Source organism: Halorubrum ejinorense (assembly GCF_055389685.1).
Genome location: NZ_AP043776.1, coordinates 229680 through 247198 on the forward strand (window position 1 = coordinate 229680; position 17519 = coordinate 247198).

The window sequence follows — 17519 nt, forward strand, 5'->3', positions numbered from 1 at the left end:
AACCAGATTAACCAACAAATTGCCGGGACATACCGAAATGTTGGTTAATTCGGCGATCAAAGGCGACGGCCACCTCGGAAAGAGTCCTGGAAACAGTTTACCACTCCTCAAGATCCGGTGACAGAGTTCGAATTGACGTTTTGTAAAGTCCTTTCTGGAAGTCCGGAAGCGCCGCGCCGTCGCTTATTGAGAGCGTGACGAGTTATCGAGTATGGGAGATCACCCACCATCGAACCGAATGGCGGCCGACAAACCGACACGGGGGGCTGACCGCAATCGGACCTTGGCCGATCAAGCCGACCCAGCCACAGAAGAGATGCTCCTACCGTCACTCGACGACGGCATCACGCTGCTCGACGTTGACCGCGGCCGTGGCGTCCCAATCCTCCAGTCGCTCGTGCTTGACCATCTCCTGGTACACGATGGGCCCGCCTTCTGGGTTGATGCGAACGGTCACGCGACGACGACGACGCTGGCTCAGGTCACACCGAGCCAGCGGTTGCTCGACCGGATCCACGTCGCACGCGGGTTCACCGCGTATCAGCACTACGGCGCTGTCGACAATCTCCCGACGGCAGTAAACCACGCCATCCAGAAATCGACCACCGTCACCAGCACATCCGGTCGACAGTCATCGACTCATAGCGAAGACTCGTCTACACACACCCCATCGCTCATCGTCGCGCCGGCCGTCGACGCCCAGTACCGCAGCGACGAGACGCTCAGCGAGCAGCACGCAGAAACACTCCAAGCGAGAACCCTCGCTCGGCTAGCGACGTACGCCGACAGCTACGACGTCCCGATACTCGTGACTCGGAGTACGATCGATGAGTTCACAGCATCGGTCGCGACGGCCGCCAAGCACCATCTTGAGTGTGAGCAAACCCGGATGGGGCCGCGACTCGTCGGTGACGAGTTCGAGACACTCGTCTATTCCGTCGACGACGGTTCGTACTACCAGACCACGTTCGCCTACTGGCGACAGCTACTCGCTGCGCGGGCGACGCAGGTCGGACTCGAACCCGCGACACCCTCGTCGTCGACGTCGACTCCGGCAGGTGACAGAATAGGCGTGACTGCTGACGGCGAGACGACGTCGCTCACCGCGAGTCCGCTCCTCGATGCGTGGACAGCACCTGGAGGGCGATAGCAATGGGACGCACGAACCCGACATATCGGGATGCGCTGCGGGCTGTCGAAGACCGCTGGGCGGACTTCCGACGGGCGCTCCGTCGTCGCGACCAACCACGCTTCGACCAACTGTTCGAGTACGCTCGCGAACACGCTGACGCGAGCGGGCTGTTGAACCATCAGAATCCACTGGTGCCGGCGCTATTCAGTATCGATCTCGAACAGGAGGCCCACCTCGACGACCACGAGGAACGTCTAACAGAGCTTGAGCAACGGCTTTCTGAAACTGTGGTCGAACAGCAGCAATCGTCCTCCGAAGGTAACACTGGAGGTGTAGAATGACGGATTTGACGACGATTGCCTTCGATATCGAAACGACGGGATTTCAGACCGGTGATGAACTCACAGTAGTTGGGTTCGACTCGGCGGTCTCGTTGCGAGTGTTTCTCCATACCGGAACAGCACCACAAACAGGCCTCGCAGATCGGCTCAGCGACGCCCTCCAGACACCGGTACAGCTCTCACTCCATGACAGCGAACAGGAACTCCTGAACGAACTGGCGACGTTCGTCACGTCCACACTTACCCAACGTGATGCAAAGCTCGTTGCGTACAACGGTGAGCGATGGAACGGAGGGTTCGACCTCCCGTTCCTTCGCACACGGCTCTGTACGCACGGGCTCGAGTGGCCGTTTGGCACGTTGCCATACGTCGACGTGATGGATGTCTTCGAGACACGCTTCAATACGAGTGAAGACACACTGAGTGGCGTCTACGAGGAACTGATCGGCGCCGGATTGAACGACCTGGATCCATTCACCGACAGTAGCGAGGCAGTCACCGCATGGGAGGAGGGAGCCTACGAGCCACTCATCATCCACAATGTCGCGGATATCCGACGGACTCGAGCGTTGATGGAGCTTGCAGAACGGTATTGTTCAAAGTCAGATTTCTCTATGAAGTCGCTGGAGCCTATCGCCTGAAGAACTCGCTTCTCAGTGGGGGTTCGTAAAGGAAAGCACCCGGATGGTTCCTACGGTGGGTTACGACCTGCGTTGAGTGGTTCATACGAGTCCGTGTGGTAGGCGACCCGCCAGAGTTTAAGTACCGCGCGGGTGACCAATTCTTCAGGAGATTGTGAAATACAGGACGCTTCGACCTCGTCTGGGTCAGAACCCGCGTTCGGCGGTGGATGATAGTGTTCTAATCCGGGGACGTGGATATAGTCTCCTGCGTGTAGGTGCTTCCCCCAGCGCAGATTCACCCCTTCCGTGTCCGTGTAATGGAACTTGTAATCATCTCGTGTCGTCCACTGGATATCGATCCGGGCGTCCGCGGCCCCACACAGTCCCTCGTCAAGCATGACTTCGAGGACTGATGGATGGAGGTAGTCGTCGAGTTCAGGTGTTGCGAGCGGTTCCATCTCCTCGACGACATCACGAATCGTCAGTAGCGCCGGCCGATCCGTAGCTCCCCGGAGAGTATGGGTTTCTGCTTGGTCAGGCGAATCCCGCATTGCTCAGGCAGGGACGCTGTCGTCAGTCGACCGACGGTCACTATCGACGAACTGCTCGGCGTTGCCGATCGAGAGGGCAGCGTTCGCGAACGCGAGATTCCGTCGGAGCGTCTTCCACTCACGAATCGTCTCTGGGTCGATCTCGTCCTGTGACCCGGTCTCGCTGAGGGCCTGGTTCGTCTGGTTGACCGCCAATTCTTCGGGGGAATCAACACCGAATTCGGACCGATATTCGATGAGCTGCTCGCGCATCTCCTGAATTCGGGTGACGAGTTCATCGGTCGAGACGTGCTCAAGGATGTCGGCAGCCTGTTCGACGACGAGTGATTCAGGTGAGCGCCGATAGAGCGTGCCACCCTGTTCGCCGGGTGTCGTCTCGATAAACCCCTCGTCTGCGAGTGTGTTCAGGTGCTTTCGAGCGGTCTTTGGAGCCGTCCGTGCATCGTCAGCTACGGCATCAGCTGAGACGGGACTGTACGTATGTGAAACGACGTGTCGAATGCGCTCGTAGGGTGTCGTTTCGGCCTCCCATTCCTCGCCGACCGCCTCGTTGACGTCAGCAAACTCCTCCGGTGGACTTCGGTCGTTCATATGGAAACGCACGGTTCAGAGGAACATAGTTCTTTGGCAGATTCCTATATTCCCTCCCCGGTGGTGAGTACACCGGCTGAATCCACACAGATGAATTCCGGAAATCGTTCCAGAAGCCCCATGATAACGACCAATAAGCCAGAACATAGCGTTGAGAACGCTTTTCGAACCAATTTGCTGAAAATTAGAAGCGATACGCCGTCGCCTCTCAGAACCAAGGTCCGAAGAGGGTAGACGAGAATCGCGGCGGATCTGCTGAGATACCGCCGTATTCCTTCCAGTCACAAGTCTCCAACGTAGTGACCCCAGTTTCACTTTCACTCTGGCTGGACAGTGTTTACCTTGCGACGGAATAGATCAATAGGTGGTAGATGAAGCGCACCAACACGTTCGCCGTGCGACCGCTCTCCGAGACCGGAGAGCAACTGTTACGGGACCTGTTGGACGCTTCTGCCGCTCTCTGGAACGAAGTTAACTACCAACGCCTTATGCGGTACAACGACGAGGACGGCTTCGAAGGCGGCATATGGGACGCCGATACCGGCCGACTCGAAGGTCGATACAAAGGCGTGCTCGGGGCGTCTACAGTTCAACAGGTGATACGCAAAAACAGCGAAGCGTGGCGCAGTTTCTTGCATCTGAAAGACCAGTACCACGACGAGTCGAACACATCGGTTACGGAACACCCCAACCCGCCGGGATTCCGTGGCAACGAGGACGACGGACGCCAACTCAGAACCGTCATTCGTAACGACGCATACACGACTGAGTGGGGCGACCGGTCTCGGCTTGAGATTCTGGTCGGCAGGGAGCTGAAGGACCGATACGATCACACCGGCCGCCTCCGACTCGAAATCGCTGGTAACCCGAATTGGCCCGACTACGAAAAACAGGGCCGGTTGGAGCTATGGTACGACGAGACTGAAAGCACCTTCCGAGCTTCCCAACCCGTGACTGTGTCTGATAGTGCACGGGCAACTCCACTGGCCAATGAAACGGCCGCTCTGGACATCGGTGCGAACAATCTCGTCGCCTGTACCACCACGACCGGCGAGCAATACCTGTACGAAGGCCGCGAATTGTTCCAGCGGTTCCGTGAGACGACACGAGAGATTGCCCGGTTGCAGTCCAAGCTCCCGGAAGGCCGGTACAGTAGCGAGCGTATCCGGCGACTGTACCGCAAACGCACCCGCCGCCGCGACCACGCTCAAGAAGCACTGTGTCGTGACCTGTTGGACCGACTGTACGCCGAGGGCGTGGATACGGTGTATATCGGCGGGTTGACCGACGTGCTGGACACACACTGGTCGGTCAAAACCAACGCCAAGACCCACAACTTCTGGGCGTTCAAGAAGTTCACAGAGCGATTAGCGTGTACCGCAGAGGAATACGGGATTTCGGTCGAGGTTCGATCGGAAGCGTGGACGAGTCAGGAATGTCCACGGTGTGGATCGACTGACCGAACGACGCGGCATCAAGACACGCTCACCTGTCCGTGTGGGTTCCAAGGGCACGCCGACCTAACCGCGTCAGAGACGTTTCTCGAGCGGCACACAAAACAGGCAGTCAGGCCGATGGCACGGCCCGTGCGGTTCCAGTGGGACGACCACACCTGGTCGGAGTCACCACGCTCTCAAGAAAGTCCTAAAGAACAGCGCACAGACCCGAGTACCGTTCACCACGGGAATGTTGCCCTCAGGGAACCGGCATAGCCGAAAACTCCACAGAGGAAACCGCGCCCTAGAAGGCGCGGAGGATGTCAAACTCCACGCTTCTACGTCTTCCCTCACTCCCCAGAGGCCGACCTCGACCCTACGATCCTCCAGTCGGTGTACGACCAGCATCCGTCGTCGCCACGACCGAGGAGGTTGCGAGAAAGAACATCGTTCTCTGAAATCCGGAAGTGACACGCCATCGGTTATCCGGAATACCAACTATTGGGTCTACAGGAATGCCGTTCACAATCGACTTCTTGGACGACCGCCGCGTCCTAGAGTGGGAGGCGACCACCGAGGGTGCCGTCGTAACAGAACGAGACAAGTACACCCCGCGATTCTACGTCGCCGCTCGCGACCCTGATGCCGACATCGACCTCACAACCCTCCAGTCAGTGTATGACCACCACCCAGACGTCGTCGCGACCGAGACGGTTGCGCGACGCCCCGGCTTTCGACGGGACGAGGAGACAGTCCTCGCGGTCGATGTCACCCACATCGACCGCGTCACCCCACTCGCCCGGCAGGCACACCAGCTGTCGGAGTATCCAGTCGGGGATCTCGCCTGTTTCAACGTCGACTTCTCGAGAGAGAGCTCTGGTACTGTCTGGAGACCGGTGCCGATCCGGTGTCGGCGAGCGAGCTGTCGGCGCTCCGGCTCAGCGTCCCGGTGACCGAAACGGGAGACCACATCTAGAAAACTGTTCGTCATCGGCGACACAGTCACCGGCTCTCGACTGCTGTCCTCGCAACGTAGTCGGACTGTCGCCATCAGCTCTGAATCTGAGTGTCACCGCTTACCGAAACGTGCGAATAAAAGGACAGAGGCGCCAGTAGCGGTAGTTTTGAGCGCGGAACAATAGTACTCAATAGATCAACGTATAATGTCATCCAAAGTAAAATAATCTGGGTATGTTTCAGTATTTGTTGAGTCACTACATATTATACTCCGATATTCGTTTTGTTGACGTGCCCGAAGATACCACGGCAAATGGGCAGCTGCGACGAACCTTTCTGAAAACTGCCGGCGGTGTCGCAACCGTCGGAATAGCAGGGTGTGCGGGCGGTGACGAGTCGAACACGGAAGGCGGAACGAATGGGACAAACGGCGGGGACGGAGGGTCGGACACGTCGACAGAGGATTTCAGCGGTGACACACTGTCACTTTCGATCCCGGAGGCTGCGAACTTTGACCCGGTACAGATCAAAGGTGACGGGTCGCAGATCGTCTCCGACCATGTGTTCAGTGAGCTGTTGACACTACCGTCAGACGGCTTGGAGCCAACGGCACAGCTCGTCTCCGACTACTCCGTCTCCGAGGACGGTCAGACGTACACGTTCACGCTGCGTGAAGACGTCACGTTCCACAACGGCGACGAGCTCACGGCCGACGACGTGGTGTATTCGTGGGAGCGACTCGCCGCCTCCGAGAACAGCCAAGAAGGAGAAAACATCCTCGAAGGCAGCTTCCGAATCGCTCACGAGACGACGACAGAGAGCGTCGACGGCGAAGAACAGGAGGTGTACCAGCCAGGGAGCCTTGCGGTCGAAGCCGTCGACGACTACACACTTGAAGTGACGCTCGAACAGCCGTTCTTCGACGCGCTGTTCTGGTTCGCGTATGGCTCGCTGAGTCCGGTTCCAGAAGGAATTGTCGGCGACATTGAGGGGTACGAGGGCGAAATGGAGTACTCTGAATTCTCCTCGCAGTCACCGGTCGGGACCGGCCCCTTCCAAGCAGAGTCAGTCGAGACGGGAACGGAAGTCGTCCTGTCAGCGGCGGACGACTACCACGGCGACGAGCCCGGACCAGACCGGATCGCGATGCAGGTCGTCCAGAACTCCGACGCGATCCATCAGCGGGCGATGAACCGGAGCGTCCAGATCTTCCGGCTTCCGAACTCTCGGTTTGACCCGAGCAAAGTGTCTATCGAGGAGACGCGGAACCTCGGCCAAGAGGTCGGGACCTACGGGCCGCTCGAGAATGACGAAACGGTAAACTACTCGACCTGGGACGAGGCGTACACTGCGTACTTCATTTTCGACTGCTCGCGGGTCGAAAAGCCGATCCGGCAGGCGCTCAACTACGCGGTCAATCAAGAGAATTTCGTCGAGCAGGGGTTCAGAGGAGTCGGAGAGCCGGCGTACCATCAGGCGCCGCCGTCGGTGTACCCGGGTGGAAAGGAGGCGTACGACCAGCACGCAGAGGAGAACTTCCCGTACGGTTACCGTGAGGCACAGATCGATGAGGCCCGAAGCGTCATGGAGGACGCGGGCTATGGCGAGAACAACCGAGCGTCGATCACGCTCACCCTATACAACGATCGCAACCCGGACGCGTACTCTCGCATTTCCAACCTAATCCGGTCGAAAGCGCAGTCGGTATACGTCGACCTGTCGATCGAGCGGGCGCCGTTCAATACGATCATCGATGAGGCCGTCAGCGGGAACCTCGATATGTACACGCTCGGGAACGGACTTGAGTATCCGTCGCCGGCAGACATGCTGAAGTTCGGACGGCCGTACGAAGGCAACCTCGTTCGGTGGCGGGAAGATCCGTCCGATGCTTCCGAGCGTGCTGCGGCGGCCTGGGAGCAAGTCCAGAACAACCTCGGCCCGACCGACGCCGAAGAGGAGGCCCGCAACGAGGCATTCATCCAGATGGAAGAAGCCATCTGGGAGGACGCGATCTACCTGACGAATTACCACCCGCGCGGCCGGCAGTGGTGGTACGACTCAGTGGACGCACCTATCCAGCCGAGCGGCTTCCACGATCGTCTCTACGACGGCGTCACGTTCGAATGACGGTCCCGCAGCAGCCAATGGAACCAACATTGTCGCGGCCGAGTACCTTCCGGGATCGCTGGCGGGTATGAACCGCTTGGTCTACCTGTTCCGTCGGCTGCTGATGTCGATCCCGGTCGTGTGGCTCGGCGTCACCGCAACGTTTCTGATCATCCGGGTCGGTCCGTTGAATCCGGCCGCAGCTATCGTTGGGCCAGTGAACAGCGCCCAGGCCCGTGAGCGGCTCGACCGCATCGAAGAACAGCTCGGACTGAACGACCCGATACACATCCAGTACGGCGAGTATCTCGTCGATCTCGTCACCTTCGACCTCGGCCAGTCGTGGGTGTTGTATCCCGGCCAAGATACCGTGGCGCTACTGGCGCAGTTCGGTCCCCGGACGATCTGGCTCGGGCTGTGGGCGGTGTTGATTCCGATCTTCATCGGCATTCCGCTAGGGATATACGCTGGACTGAACGTCAATACAAACCGCGATTACTTGGCCTCTATTACGGGTATCGTGTGGCGTGCGATGCCGAACTTCTGGCTAGCAGTGATCCTGTTGGCGCTACTGTCGCGGACCGACGCGCTCTTTTTCGGCAGCGGTTGGGAGTCGTTTATCGTTGAGACCGACCTGATCGGTGCCCCAGATCTGTCCGCGCTGGGGACGCCCGAGGGGTTCATTATTGCCACGAAGCAGATTCTTCCCGCGGCATTCGTTCTTGCTTCCGCCTCGATGGGGAACGAACTACGGCTCTCGCGGACGGCCGTCCTCGAGATTATCAACGAGGACTTCATTGATACGGCACGAGCTGTCGGCGTCTCGCGCTGGCAGCTGATCGGCAAACACGTGCTTCGAAACGCGCTGATTCCACTGATTCCCGTCGTCACGAGCGAGGCGTACCTGCTCGTTGGTGGCTCCGTCCTCGTCGAAGTTGTCTTCGGGATCAACGGGATCGGGACGCTGTTTTTCGACGCCATGACGAGCGGTGACCTTCCGCTGGCCGGCTCACTCATGTTCGTCTTCATCCTGCTGACCGTCTCGATCAACATCGCACAAGACCTACTATACACCCTTATCGACCCGCGAATCGGGTACGCTGAACGACGATGACAGACACACCATCTCCGTCCGACGCGAACGTGACCGTCCGAACCAGACTCGACCGCATTCCGACTTCAGCAACCCGTGCGTGGCTTGTAGGCGCGGTGTTGCTGATACTCCCCGAGGTGGGGGCGCTCATTCAGTTCACGCTGAGTGCACTTCCGCTCGGGGAGACCGCTGTCGCGGTCGCTGACCGTATCCCAGTCCTGTTGAGTCGGGAGACGATTCCGAACCAAGGGACGCTCGTCCCCGGCGAAGGCTGGCAGGGAACGTTTCTCGGACTGTCGCCCGCGAGGGCGTGGGGGCTGCGCGTCGGGCTAATATACCTCTACGGCGCCCTGTGTCTGTACTGGATCTGGCGCGGCTACCTGCTGTACCGTAACCGCTACCGGACGGCAGGCTGGACGCCGTTCGACGATGTCGTCAGTCGCTTCCGCGGCCATCGCTGGGGACAGTTCGGTCTTCTCGTCGTGTTGGCGTTCCTGATTCTCGCCGTCTTCGCGCCGGCGCTTGGCCCAACGACGCTCGAGCAGAACGCCATCGACCCGTACAGTTACGAGCTCGACTACTACGACGAGGACACCGGCGACGTCGAAACGATCACCGTCGGGGCAGCGAACACGGACACAACTTCGCAGGGTATCGACGGCCGAAACGTTGGCCCACTCACCTACGATCAGTATGACCGCTTCCATCCGTTCGGGACGTTGCCGTCGGGACAGGACCTCTTTACACAGGTCGCGCTTGGGGCGCGAGTGTCGCTTTTCATTGGGCTTCTCGCGATCACTATAAGCGGAGTCATCGCCACCAGCTTAGCCCTGATCAGCGCGTACTACGGCGGAATCGTCGACTTAGCGATCGTCCTTGTGAGCGACGCGACACAGTCGCTACCCCAGCTGCTTGTTGTGATTCTCTTATCAGTGGTACTCTCACAGACGTGGCTCGCTGGGCTGTATAGTGGGGGAGTGCTGTTGGCGCTCATCTTTGCTCTGACGGGCTGGCCGTCGCTGTGGCGCGCCGTTCGGGGACCAGCGCTTCAGGTCTCCGAGCGGACATGGGTCGATGCTGCCGACAGTTACGGACTGGCCCCGAGGACGACGATGCGTCGCCACATTCTCCCGTACATCGTCGGCTACCTAATGGTGTACGCGTCGATGAGTCTCGGCGGTATCATCATCGGCGTCTCCGGGCTCTCGTTCCTCGGGCTCGGAATCTCGCCCCCGACGCCGGAGTGGGGCCGGCTCGTCGACGTCGGACAGCCCCTGCTGACGACGATGTCGTGGCATATCGCCGTCCTTCCGGGGACGCTGATCGTCATCGTCGTGACCGGATTCAATGCGCTCGGGGACGGGGTCAGGGACGCGATCGACGCCGAGACCGACCTGAGCAGTGAAGAGGAGACAAGTGCGGCGGCCAGCGGTGCCGGAGGATAACAGATGTCGGCAGACACTCCACCTACGGCGGCGTGGAATCGCCTTCGAGAGACGGTTGCGACGGTGGCGGCAGATCACCGCGCGGCCGGACGCACGGTCGTCGAAGCGTACGCGGACCACGGGACGGTGAGGGCGCCCGACGACGGACCCCTCACGTTCATCTTCACGGTCTCCGGCGAGACGGCGACTGCGCTCAGCGAGCAGACGATCGCGAGCGCGATCCGTCGGACCGACGTCCGGTACGTCGACACCGGTGGCTACCGGTTGTACCTGCTAGAGGTCCACCAGCCGGACGATGATGTCGTCACGCTGGTGGCGGGCGGGATCCGACAGCGGTCGCTCGAGGCGTATGCGAACACATCGGGACCGGCACGAACGAAGGTCCGGTCGATCTCCGACATGGTCGCACTAGAGTTAGCACATGATGACCGAGCACCATTCCTCGCGGGGGTCGAATGACTGCCCACGAATCTGCGGTCCCGCGCCAGGGATCGGCGACTGCCTCGGACCAGCGGTCGGACGCGCTCCTAGAGGTGCGAGACCTCCGGACGGTGTTTCGGACCGGTAAGGAGACGATCCACGCGGTTGACGGGATCTCGTTCGATGTCCACGCCGGAGAGACCGTCGGCCTCGTCGGCGAGTCCGGCTCCGGAAAATCGGTCACGGCGCGCTCGATCCTGGGATTGATCGACCGACCGGGAGCCATCGAGGGCGGCGAAATCCGGTTCAACGGTGTCGATCTCGTCGAGGCCGGGTGGGACGGCCACCGTGGTGACATCGCCATCGTATTCCAGGACCCGCTGAACTCGATCAACCCGGTGTACACGGTTGGCAATCAGATCCGCGAGGCGCTCCGTATCCACCGGGGACTGACCGGCGAGGCGGCCCGGTCGAAGGCGATCGAACTGCTGGAAGATGTAGGTATTCCCGACGCGCCGCGGCGGCTCGGCGAGTATCCCCACCAGTTCTCGGGCGGGATGCAACAGCGTGCGATCATTGCGATCGCGCTGGCCTGTGACCCGGACCTGCTCGTGTGTGACGAGCCGACGACCGCGCTCGACGTGACGATCCAAGCGCAGATACTGGAGCTGCTCGATGACCTCCAAGAACGGGAAGACCTCGCGATCCTATTCATTACCCACGATATGGGTGTCATCGAAGAGACCGCAGACCGGGTTAACGTCATCTACGCGGGCGAAATCGTGGAGCGTGCGCCGACGGCAGAACTCTTTGAGCGACCAGAACACCCATACACGCGTGCCCTGCTCAAGAGCGTCCCCGGACGGAGCGACGCGGACGACACACTGCCGACAATCGACGGCGAGGTCCCGACACCGACTAAGCCAGCGGATAGCTGCCGATTCGCCCCGCGGTGTCCGGCGGCCACGGAAGCCTGTACGACGACTCACCCCGAACCGATGCCGATCAGAGGATCTACGGATCACACTGCGGCCTGTCTAATCCACGATTCTTCCCATCCAGAGGTGACACAGGAGGTGTCTCTAAGCAACGAGGAACAAAAGGCGAGCGCGTCCTCGACTGCCGGCCAAACCGACGCGTCATCCAGGAAGGCCACCAAACCGGCGGGTACCGAACCAAATGCCGACTCGTCCGCAGAGATGCCCGACGAAAGCCCCACCGGCGCCGGAGAAACGTTCATTTCAGTCGAGGACCTTCAGACGTACTACGAGAGTGACTCGCCGCTCGACAGGTTGCCGCCGGTGAAGGCTGTCGACGGCGTGTCGTTCGACATTCGCCGTGGAGAGATACTCGGGCTCGTCGGCGAGTCCGGCTGCGGGAAGACGACGCTCGGCCGAACGCTTGCCGGCTTGGAAGCCGCGACGAGCGGGTCAGTTATGGCCAACGGGCGCGACGTGACAGACCTTTCTGGCAGCGACCTTCGCGAGTGGCAACGCGAGGTGGGCGTCGTGTTCCAAGACCCTGAAGAAAGCCTCAACGACAGAATGACCGTCGGACAAATAATCAAGGAGCCGCTTGAGGCCCACGACTGGGGAACCCCCGACGAGCGCGACGAGCGGGTCTTCAAGCTGCTCGACCGTGTCGGCCTGCTTGAGGAGCACTTCTACCGCTACCCCCACCAGTTCTCTGGCGGGCAGCGCCAACGTATCGGTATCGCCCGTGCGCTCGCCTTGGAACCGGAGTTCCTCGTGTTGGACGAGCCGGTCAGTGCCCTCGACGTCTCCGTCCAAGCACGAGTAATAAATCTGCTCGAAGAACTGCGAGAGACGCTTGATATTACGCTGCTTTTTATTGCGCACGATCTCTCAGTAGTGCGGAAAATAACTGATCGGGTTGCGGTGATGTATCTCGGAAACATCCTTGAGATTGGCCCAACTGAAGAGGTGTTTAATTCCCCGGCGAACCCGTACACGCTATCGTTGCTGTCGGCGATTCCGGGTTCGTCAACACCAGCTCCAGACGACCTCGACCGCGTCACGCTGCGCGGGTCCCCACCAAACCCTCGATATCCACCTGACGGCTGTCCGTTTGCGACCCGGTGTCCAGTCCGAATTCGACCGCCCGAGTGGGACTCGCTCTCGCCGGATGCGTGGGAGGCTCTCGGGACGTTCCAAGAGGTGTTACGCCAGCGTGAGCGTGCGGACTCGTCACTCGTTCGGGCGGCAAAACGCCGGCTGGGGTTGATCGATGACAAGCAAGGCCCACAAAGCGTTGCCGCCGATGTATTCGCGGATATCGAACTCCCGCCAGCCGCCACAGAGATAGTCGATAAGGCGACGGAACGCGCTGAGTCTTCACCATCCGCTGCGGTTGAGCTGCTCGCTGCGGAGTTCGGCTCAGTTTGTGAGACTGATGCGGTCGAATCATATCCGATCGGAGAGAATGGCCGAGAGAGTCGCTGCCACCGTCACCTGGCAGAACACACGGACGCAGACACCGAACTCCGCTGATGTTAACGCTGGATAGGAACTTTGAGGGAGACAAGCAGAGAGTGAGGATCCATGAGTCCTACCGTCCAAGAGCTTCGAAACGCAATTCGCGTGAGAACGGGTCGCTTCGAACGGGATGTCAAGTCGTCGTTCACTAAAGAAGAGCTCCAAGCAGTTTGTGAGACATTAGGAGTCAGTGTCAACGCGGCGGGCCGACCGTCGACGTCACAGATGCGACGACTCATCTGAGCGCACGTCGGCATCGCAGAATCGCCAGCGGCGGCCGACGACTCCACTTTCCGGAAGGCAGATCTCCAAGCAATTGCGGACCACGTCGGGGTATCGTTCGAGTCTTGACATCCTTCCACGGCTCTCCCCGTGGGCTATCTTTGTATATTTGTAGCTCTCACGGTGGATTTTCTGCGTCGTTGACTCCCTCAAATGTTCCATTCGTGTAGGCGTATCGCCACCGTTGGAGAATCGCTCGCGTCACAAGGCTTGTCTCGGACACAGATATACAGGACGGGTCGACAGGACGGCTCGGTGCATCGGGTGGTGGATGGAAGTGCCGTCTCGGTGCGTCGGGTTTCGGGTGGCAGTCGAACCGAAAGTTTCGATCACGGTCATCTGTGTAGTGTGCGGCGTAGTTCCCGGTGAGACTCCACCGGATGTCTATCTGCGCGGTTGACGCCGATCCGACGCCGTCAGATAGTTCAACCGAGAGTGTTTGTGGATTCAGCGGGTCGTCTACTGACGCGGTCTGGACCAGCGGCTCAAGGTCCACGAACAGGTCTCGGATTTCCCGTAATGCCCCAGCGTCGATAGGACCAAATACCTCAGACTGCTCGTCTGGCGGAATATAGCGAGCGGGGTCTCCGTCGTCGGTCATACCACGATGGATGTATCGCCGTTACCATCGTCATCCGTGTCCGTGCCAGTGAGGTGACCAGTTTGGCTCACCTCACCGATCGCGAGTGTTGCCTGTGCGAGCGCGAGGTTGCGTCGCGTCGTTTGCCATTCTGTGAGGAGCGCACCATGATCGCTGTCGGCGTCCCCGATATCCAGTTCTCGGGCGAATTCCTCGGGTGAATCAACACCGTATTCCTCGCGCCACGCCTGGATCTGCGCCTTGATATCGGCGATGCCGGACGCGATCTCTTCGGGCGTCCGTTCCGCGAGGAGCGACTGGGCGTGTTCAGTGACGATAGCGGTTTCCGACCGTCGGTAGTGCGTCGTCTGACCGTCCTGTGACGTCGTTACCTCACCAGCGCTCTCAAGCGTTCGCAGGTGCTTTCGCGCCGTGGTCGGTGAGACGCGGGCACGCTCGGCGATCTGTGCTGCAGACAGCGGATCGTACACACGAGAGATGACTTCGTACACTCGTTCGAAGGGCGTCGTCTCCTCGATCCATTCCTCTTCGACGACGTCGTTCACGTCACGGTGTTCGGTGCCGCCATCCGAACTCACTCGGTGGGGTGGGGACGGCTCTTCGGACATTATGTGCCAACCAACGGGAGAGCGGTATAATAATCTGTGGGGTAGTATATTGGGTCGCGTAAAGTTAGAGAATGAGGCGGACAATTTCTGAGTGTCTATGCCAGAATTCGACCGCCTCAGCGAACGTATAGCGTGGATCGACTTGTCGTTTGTGGAGCGAGATCGAACTCCGCGTTGGGTGATTGAAGTAGGGATCCGCTGTCATTTAGCCGGTATGTCACTACGTGAGGTAAGTAAGCATCTTGAACTGTTTGGGATCGATCGGAGTCACGTTGCCATTCACAACTGGGTTCATAAAGCCGATCTACAGCCGATCTCAACCGTCTCCGAGGATCAGCTTGCGGTTGACGAAAAACAGACGACGCGATGGTTTCTCACCGAGCTTCACCGGCGCTATCAGCTCGATAACGTGGAATTTCTCGTCGATGACGCAGACTATCTCGGATCAGTTCTCGCTGAGGACGGCTATCGATTTCAAGTCATTCGTCATGGAAATCGGAATGCCATCAAACGTGTTTTTTGGGAAATAGAACGACGAACATCATCGTTTGCAAATAGTTTCAGCAATGTCGCGCTCGAGACAGCTCAAAATTGGCTCGAAGCCGTCGCCGTCTACCACAACTCACGCCAAACTTAACGTGACCACTTACTCTTTCTAAAATCTTGTTAACACCGCACATATACTGGGAGCAATACTATTGAATACCGATAGCAGAGAGTCGTGGGGAGCGACAGCCGATCAAATATAACTGGTCCAATTACTCACCTGCTGTACTTACGTTCGGAGTCCATCTGATCGCCATCAGCAGTGGCGTCGCCTACGTCAACGCCGTCATCAGCCGTGTCCGGGTTGTTCTTAATTTCCTCAACGTCCATCACATCGCCGTCCGAGGAAGACGCCTCCTCCGTGAACTGGTCGTCTTGACCCTCCTTAGCGAGTTCGTCCTCAGAGAGTACATCTTCATTGGAATTCCGCTGTGTGTCTGGATCCGCGTTCTGCTCAGGTTCGGTACCAGTGCCGTCGGCATGGCTGCCCTTCGTACTGGCCTCCGCTGACTCGGCCCCAGGGTTGTCGTCGCTCGCGTTCACATTGTTGTCGCTTGTCGCCGCATCCTCGTTTTCGTTTGTTAATGTTTCATCGTCTGTCTCGTCCACATTTCGAGGGTCATCTCCGGGCTCCAGTTCCTCTGACTCCGTGCCCTGTGAGTCGCGCTCGGAGTGTCCTTTGTCGGACCCATCGGATTGCGTCGACTCTCGTGACTCCTCACTTGTGACAGCTTGGTTCTTGGCTTGATTGGCACCGTTGCTGTTTCGTTGCTCAAGCCGGTCCGACACGCGGTTCGATAGTTTATCATTGAATCCGTCGGTCTTCGAGACCTCCTCAGGAGTGGGGGTCGAATCAATATCGATTCCGTTCTGTTCCAGACGTTCTGTTTTGTCAGTTCCGACACCGTCGATGTCCGTGAGAGATTCCTCGTTCGGCGTTTCGAACCTCCCGGTCTCCTCATTGTAAACTCCGACTCCTGCCGACTCTAACTCGTCGACATCCAATGCGTTACCACGCTCCGGAAACATGTCAATGTCTTCGGTATTCTCGGGGATGTCGAGGTCTTCCTCGATGTACGCGTCTGGCTCGATCTGCTCTCCCTCTTCGGTGATGAGGTCCATATCGGTCCGTTCACCGGTCTCGGTAGTCAGTTCGGTCTGCGATGTGGCGTCGTCTACCTTGGCAATCTCGTCGGCGAACCCCGGTTCCGGGTTCGACTGTGAATCGGTGAGTTCGTCTTGTATTGCCTCGCCGTCGGTTTGGCTACCGTCGATGGGTTCCCCGCGTTGTGTGAGTACCTCGTCGGAGTCACCGTCGCTCATGAACGAGACTGTACCATGCTCGTTCGTCGCGGTGACCGTAAGCCCTCTCTCGGCAGCTACATCGGTCATCGCAGTATCCGGGTGGCCAAATGCCGATGGGTCACACGAGAAATTGACGTGCTCCGGGTCTACTTGATTTAGCGTTGTGAGACTCGTTTCGCTTCCGTGTTCGAACCCGGTCGCGTAGTCGACCTCTGTGTCATCAAGCTTCTCAGGCGCCGCGAGTTCCGACGTATCGCTGGTGATGACAGCAGTCGAGTCGCCATATTCGACGCTAAACGAGAGACTCCCGCTGTTCCGATCGATTCCGTCAATATCCTCGGTTGGTTCCGGGTTCAACACTGACACGTCGACAGCACCATCACTGAAGATATCGAGATCCTGCTGTCCCTCTCCACCTAAGTCGTGAGCCCCGACCGCACGCTGTGTCCCATCAGTGTCGACCGAGTGTACAGTAGTATCGGTTTCTTCGGAGACATCAACCTTGCTCAGTGCTTCGTTCTGTAACCCACTCGTGTTCGTTATCCTATCTCCCGTGTCATACGCATTCGGATTCGGAGTATAGACCTCGTCTACATCGTATTCCTCGACCATGTCTGCCGCTTGGTCAGCGTGATCTTGATCGAAGTGGGTCACGACAACGTTGTCGAGGCCATCGACATCATCGCGTGTAGCGAATCGCCGGTCGATGTTCTCTCGAATGTTCTGTTTCGCCTCAGTGCCGGTCCCGGCATCGACAAGTGTCGTCTCACCGTCCGGTCCGATAATTAGCGTCGCGTCTCCCTGTCCGACATCAATACTATACATCTCTAGTGACCCTTCGAGTGTGTCTTTACGTCTCATTCTGAGCGTGGGTTGAGGTATAGTGGCGTGCGGACCGAATTCGCGGTTTTCCGGTCACCTTGGTACGCAGTTACGTACATTGAGAAGCCACATCAAACTTGCCGCTGAGTCCGTGGCAAACACATC

General features: G+C 58.9%; 15 protein-coding genes and 1 pseudogene. 11 read left to right on the forward strand and 5 right to left on the reverse strand.

Annotation, left to right across the window (positions count from 1 at the left end; translation table 11 throughout):
* Window positions 1–211 precede the first annotated feature (211 nt).
* Genes ACZ5KW_RS01005 through ACZ5KW_RS01015 form a run of 3 tightly spaced genes read left to right on the forward strand, consistent with a single transcriptional unit; the run spans window position 212 to window position 2114 of the window.
* Window positions 212–1150 (forward strand): hypothetical protein, encoded by a 939-nt coding sequence (locus ACZ5KW_RS01005; RefSeq protein ID WP_343777996.1) that lies wholly within the window; start codon window positions 212–214, stop codon window positions 1148–1150.
* 2 nt (window positions 1151–1152) lie between these two features.
* A complete protein-coding gene (locus ACZ5KW_RS01010; protein ID WP_343777994.1) occupies window positions 1153–1473 on the forward strand; it encodes a DUF8156 family protein in 321 nt (106 codons plus the stop codon).
* Window positions 1470–2114: a ribonuclease H-like domain-containing protein gene (locus ACZ5KW_RS01015; protein ID WP_343777992.1), complete on the forward strand. Its 645-nt coding sequence runs from the start codon at window positions 1470–1472 to the stop codon at window positions 2112–2114. The genes ACZ5KW_RS01010 and ACZ5KW_RS01015 overlap by 4 nt, the downstream gene beginning before the upstream one ends.
* A gap of 50 nt (window positions 2115–2164) precedes the next feature.
* Here the strand turns inward: ACZ5KW_RS01015 and ACZ5KW_RS01020 are convergent, their stop codons facing one another.
* Both ACZ5KW_RS01020 and ACZ5KW_RS01025 read right to left on the reverse strand, forming a co-directional pair.
* Window positions 2165–2647: a toxin-antitoxin system TumE family protein gene (locus ACZ5KW_RS01020; RefSeq protein ID WP_343777990.1), complete on the reverse strand. Its 483-nt coding sequence runs from the start codon at window positions 2645–2647 to the stop codon at window positions 2165–2167.
* 3 nt (window positions 2648–2650) lie between these two features.
* A complete protein-coding gene (locus ACZ5KW_RS01025; RefSeq protein ID WP_343777989.1) occupies window positions 2651–3238 on the reverse strand; it encodes a DUF7342 family protein in 588 nt (195 codons plus the stop codon).
* A gap of 371 nt (window positions 3239–3609) precedes the next feature.
* Here ACZ5KW_RS01025 and ACZ5KW_RS01030 point away from each other — a divergent pair, with 371 nt between their 5' ends.
* From ACZ5KW_RS01030 to ACZ5KW_RS01060, 7 genes and pseudogenes are all read left to right on the forward strand, one after another.
* The gene (locus ACZ5KW_RS01030; RefSeq protein WP_343777988.1) at window positions 3610–4950 is read left to right on the forward strand and encodes an RNA-guided endonuclease InsQ/TnpB family protein; all 1341 of its coding nucleotides are present in this window, start codon (window positions 3610–3612) and stop codon (window positions 4948–4950) included.
* 239 nt (window positions 4951–5189) lie between these two features.
* A pseudogene (locus ACZ5KW_RS01035) lies at window positions 5190–5687 on the forward strand (type B DNA-directed DNA polymerase); the annotation flags it as partial.
* 235 nt (window positions 5688–5922) lie between these two features.
* Window positions 5923–7758 carry an ABC transporter substrate-binding protein gene (locus tag ACZ5KW_RS01040; protein ID WP_343777986.1) on the forward strand — a complete coding sequence of 612 codons (1836 nt, stop codon included), beginning with the start codon at window positions 5923–5925 and terminating at the stop codon, window positions 7756–7758.
* Between the two features lie 67 nt (window positions 7759–7825).
* Complete coding sequence (locus ACZ5KW_RS01045; RefSeq protein WP_343777984.1) at window positions 7826–8851, forward strand: ABC transporter permease; 1026 nt, start codon at window positions 7826–7828, stop codon at window positions 8849–8851.
* On the forward strand, window positions 8848–10275 hold the full coding sequence (locus tag ACZ5KW_RS01050) for an ABC transporter permease (protein ID WP_343777982.1): 1428 nt from the start codon (window positions 8848–8850) through the stop codon (window positions 10273–10275). The genes ACZ5KW_RS01045 and ACZ5KW_RS01050 overlap by 4 nt, the downstream gene beginning before the upstream one ends.
* 3 nt (window positions 10276–10278) lie before the next feature.
* On the forward strand, window positions 10279–10734 hold the full coding sequence (locus ACZ5KW_RS01055) for a DUF7529 family protein (RefSeq protein WP_343777980.1): 456 nt from the start codon (window positions 10279–10281) through the stop codon (window positions 10732–10734).
* A complete protein-coding gene (locus ACZ5KW_RS01060) occupies window positions 10731–13205 on the forward strand; it encodes an ABC transporter ATP-binding protein (protein ID WP_343777978.1) in 2475 nt (824 codons plus the stop codon). The genes ACZ5KW_RS01055 and ACZ5KW_RS01060 overlap by 4 nt, the downstream gene beginning before the upstream one ends.
* Before the next feature lie 385 nt (window positions 13206–13590).
* Here ACZ5KW_RS01060 and ACZ5KW_RS01065 read toward each other — a convergent pair whose 3' ends face one another.
* Both ACZ5KW_RS01065 and ACZ5KW_RS01070 read right to left on the reverse strand, forming a co-directional pair.
* Window positions 13591–14073: a toxin-antitoxin system TumE family protein gene (locus ACZ5KW_RS01065; RefSeq protein ID WP_343777977.1), complete on the reverse strand. Its 483-nt coding sequence runs from the start codon at window positions 14071–14073 to the stop codon at window positions 13591–13593.
* Window positions 14070–14618, reverse strand: a complete 549-nt coding sequence (locus tag ACZ5KW_RS01070; RefSeq protein WP_343778097.1) for a winged helix-turn-helix domain-containing protein — start codon at window positions 14616–14618, stop codon at window positions 14070–14072. The genes ACZ5KW_RS01065 and ACZ5KW_RS01070 overlap by 4 nt, the downstream gene beginning before the upstream one ends.
* 160 nt (window positions 14619–14778) lie before the next feature.
* Between ACZ5KW_RS01070 and ACZ5KW_RS01075 the strand changes: the two genes are divergently transcribed.
* Entirely contained in the window at window positions 14779–15318 is a 540-nt protein-coding gene (locus ACZ5KW_RS01075) for an IS6 family transposase (RefSeq protein ID WP_343777975.1), read from the forward strand.
* Between the two features lie 125 nt (window positions 15319–15443).
* Here the strand turns inward: ACZ5KW_RS01075 and ACZ5KW_RS01080 are convergent, their stop codons facing one another.
* Entirely contained in the window at window positions 15444–17357 is a 1914-nt protein-coding gene (locus tag ACZ5KW_RS01080) for an MBL fold metallo-hydrolase (protein ID WP_343777973.1), read from the reverse strand.
* Window positions 17358–17519: the final 162 nt, after the last annotated feature.

What these genes read in the sequence shown, in the direction of transcription:
- ACZ5KW_RS01005 (WP_343777996.1), top strand. Translation starts at nt 212, where the DNA reads ATGGGAGATCACCCACCATCGAACCGAATGGCGGCCGACAAACCGACA.
- ACZ5KW_RS01010 (WP_343777994.1), top strand. Translation starts at nt 1,153, where the DNA reads ATGGGACGCACGAACCCGACATATCGGGATGCGCTGCGGGCTGTCGAA.
- ACZ5KW_RS01015 (WP_343777992.1), top strand. Translation starts at nt 1,470, where the DNA reads ATGACGGATTTGACGACGATTGCCTTCGATATCGAAACGACGGGATTT.
- ACZ5KW_RS01020 (WP_343777990.1), bottom strand. Translation starts at nt 2,647, where the DNA reads ATGCGGGATTCGCCTGACCAAGCAGAAACCCATACTCTCCGGGGAGCT.
- ACZ5KW_RS01025 (WP_343777989.1), bottom strand. Translation starts at nt 3,238, where the DNA reads ATGAACGACCGAAGTCCACCGGAGGAGTTTGCTGACGTCAACGAGGCG.
- ACZ5KW_RS01030 (WP_343777988.1), top strand. Translation starts at nt 3,610, where the DNA reads ATGAAGCGCACCAACACGTTCGCCGTGCGACCGCTCTCCGAGACCGGA.
- ACZ5KW_RS01045 (WP_343777984.1), top strand. Translation starts at nt 7,826, where the DNA reads ATGAACCGCTTGGTCTACCTGTTCCGTCGGCTGCTGATGTCGATCCCG.
- ACZ5KW_RS01050 (WP_343777982.1), top strand. Translation starts at nt 8,848, where the DNA reads ATGACAGACACACCATCTCCGTCCGACGCGAACGTGACCGTCCGAACC.
- ACZ5KW_RS01055 (WP_343777980.1), top strand. Translation starts at nt 10,279, where the DNA reads ATGTCGGCAGACACTCCACCTACGGCGGCGTGGAATCGCCTTCGAGAG.
- ACZ5KW_RS01060 (WP_343777978.1), top strand. Translation starts at nt 10,731, where the DNA reads ATGACTGCCCACGAATCTGCGGTCCCGCGCCAGGGATCGGCGACTGCC.
- ACZ5KW_RS01065 (WP_343777977.1), bottom strand. Translation starts at nt 14,073, where the DNA reads ATGACCGACGACGGAGACCCCGCTCGCTATATTCCGCCAGACGAGCAG.
- ACZ5KW_RS01075 (WP_343777975.1), top strand. Translation starts at nt 14,779, where the DNA reads ATGCCAGAATTCGACCGCCTCAGCGAACGTATAGCGTGGATCGACTTG.
- ACZ5KW_RS01080 (WP_343777973.1), bottom strand. Translation starts at nt 17,357, where the DNA reads ATGTATAGTATTGATGTCGGACAGGGAGACGCGACGCTAATTATCGGA.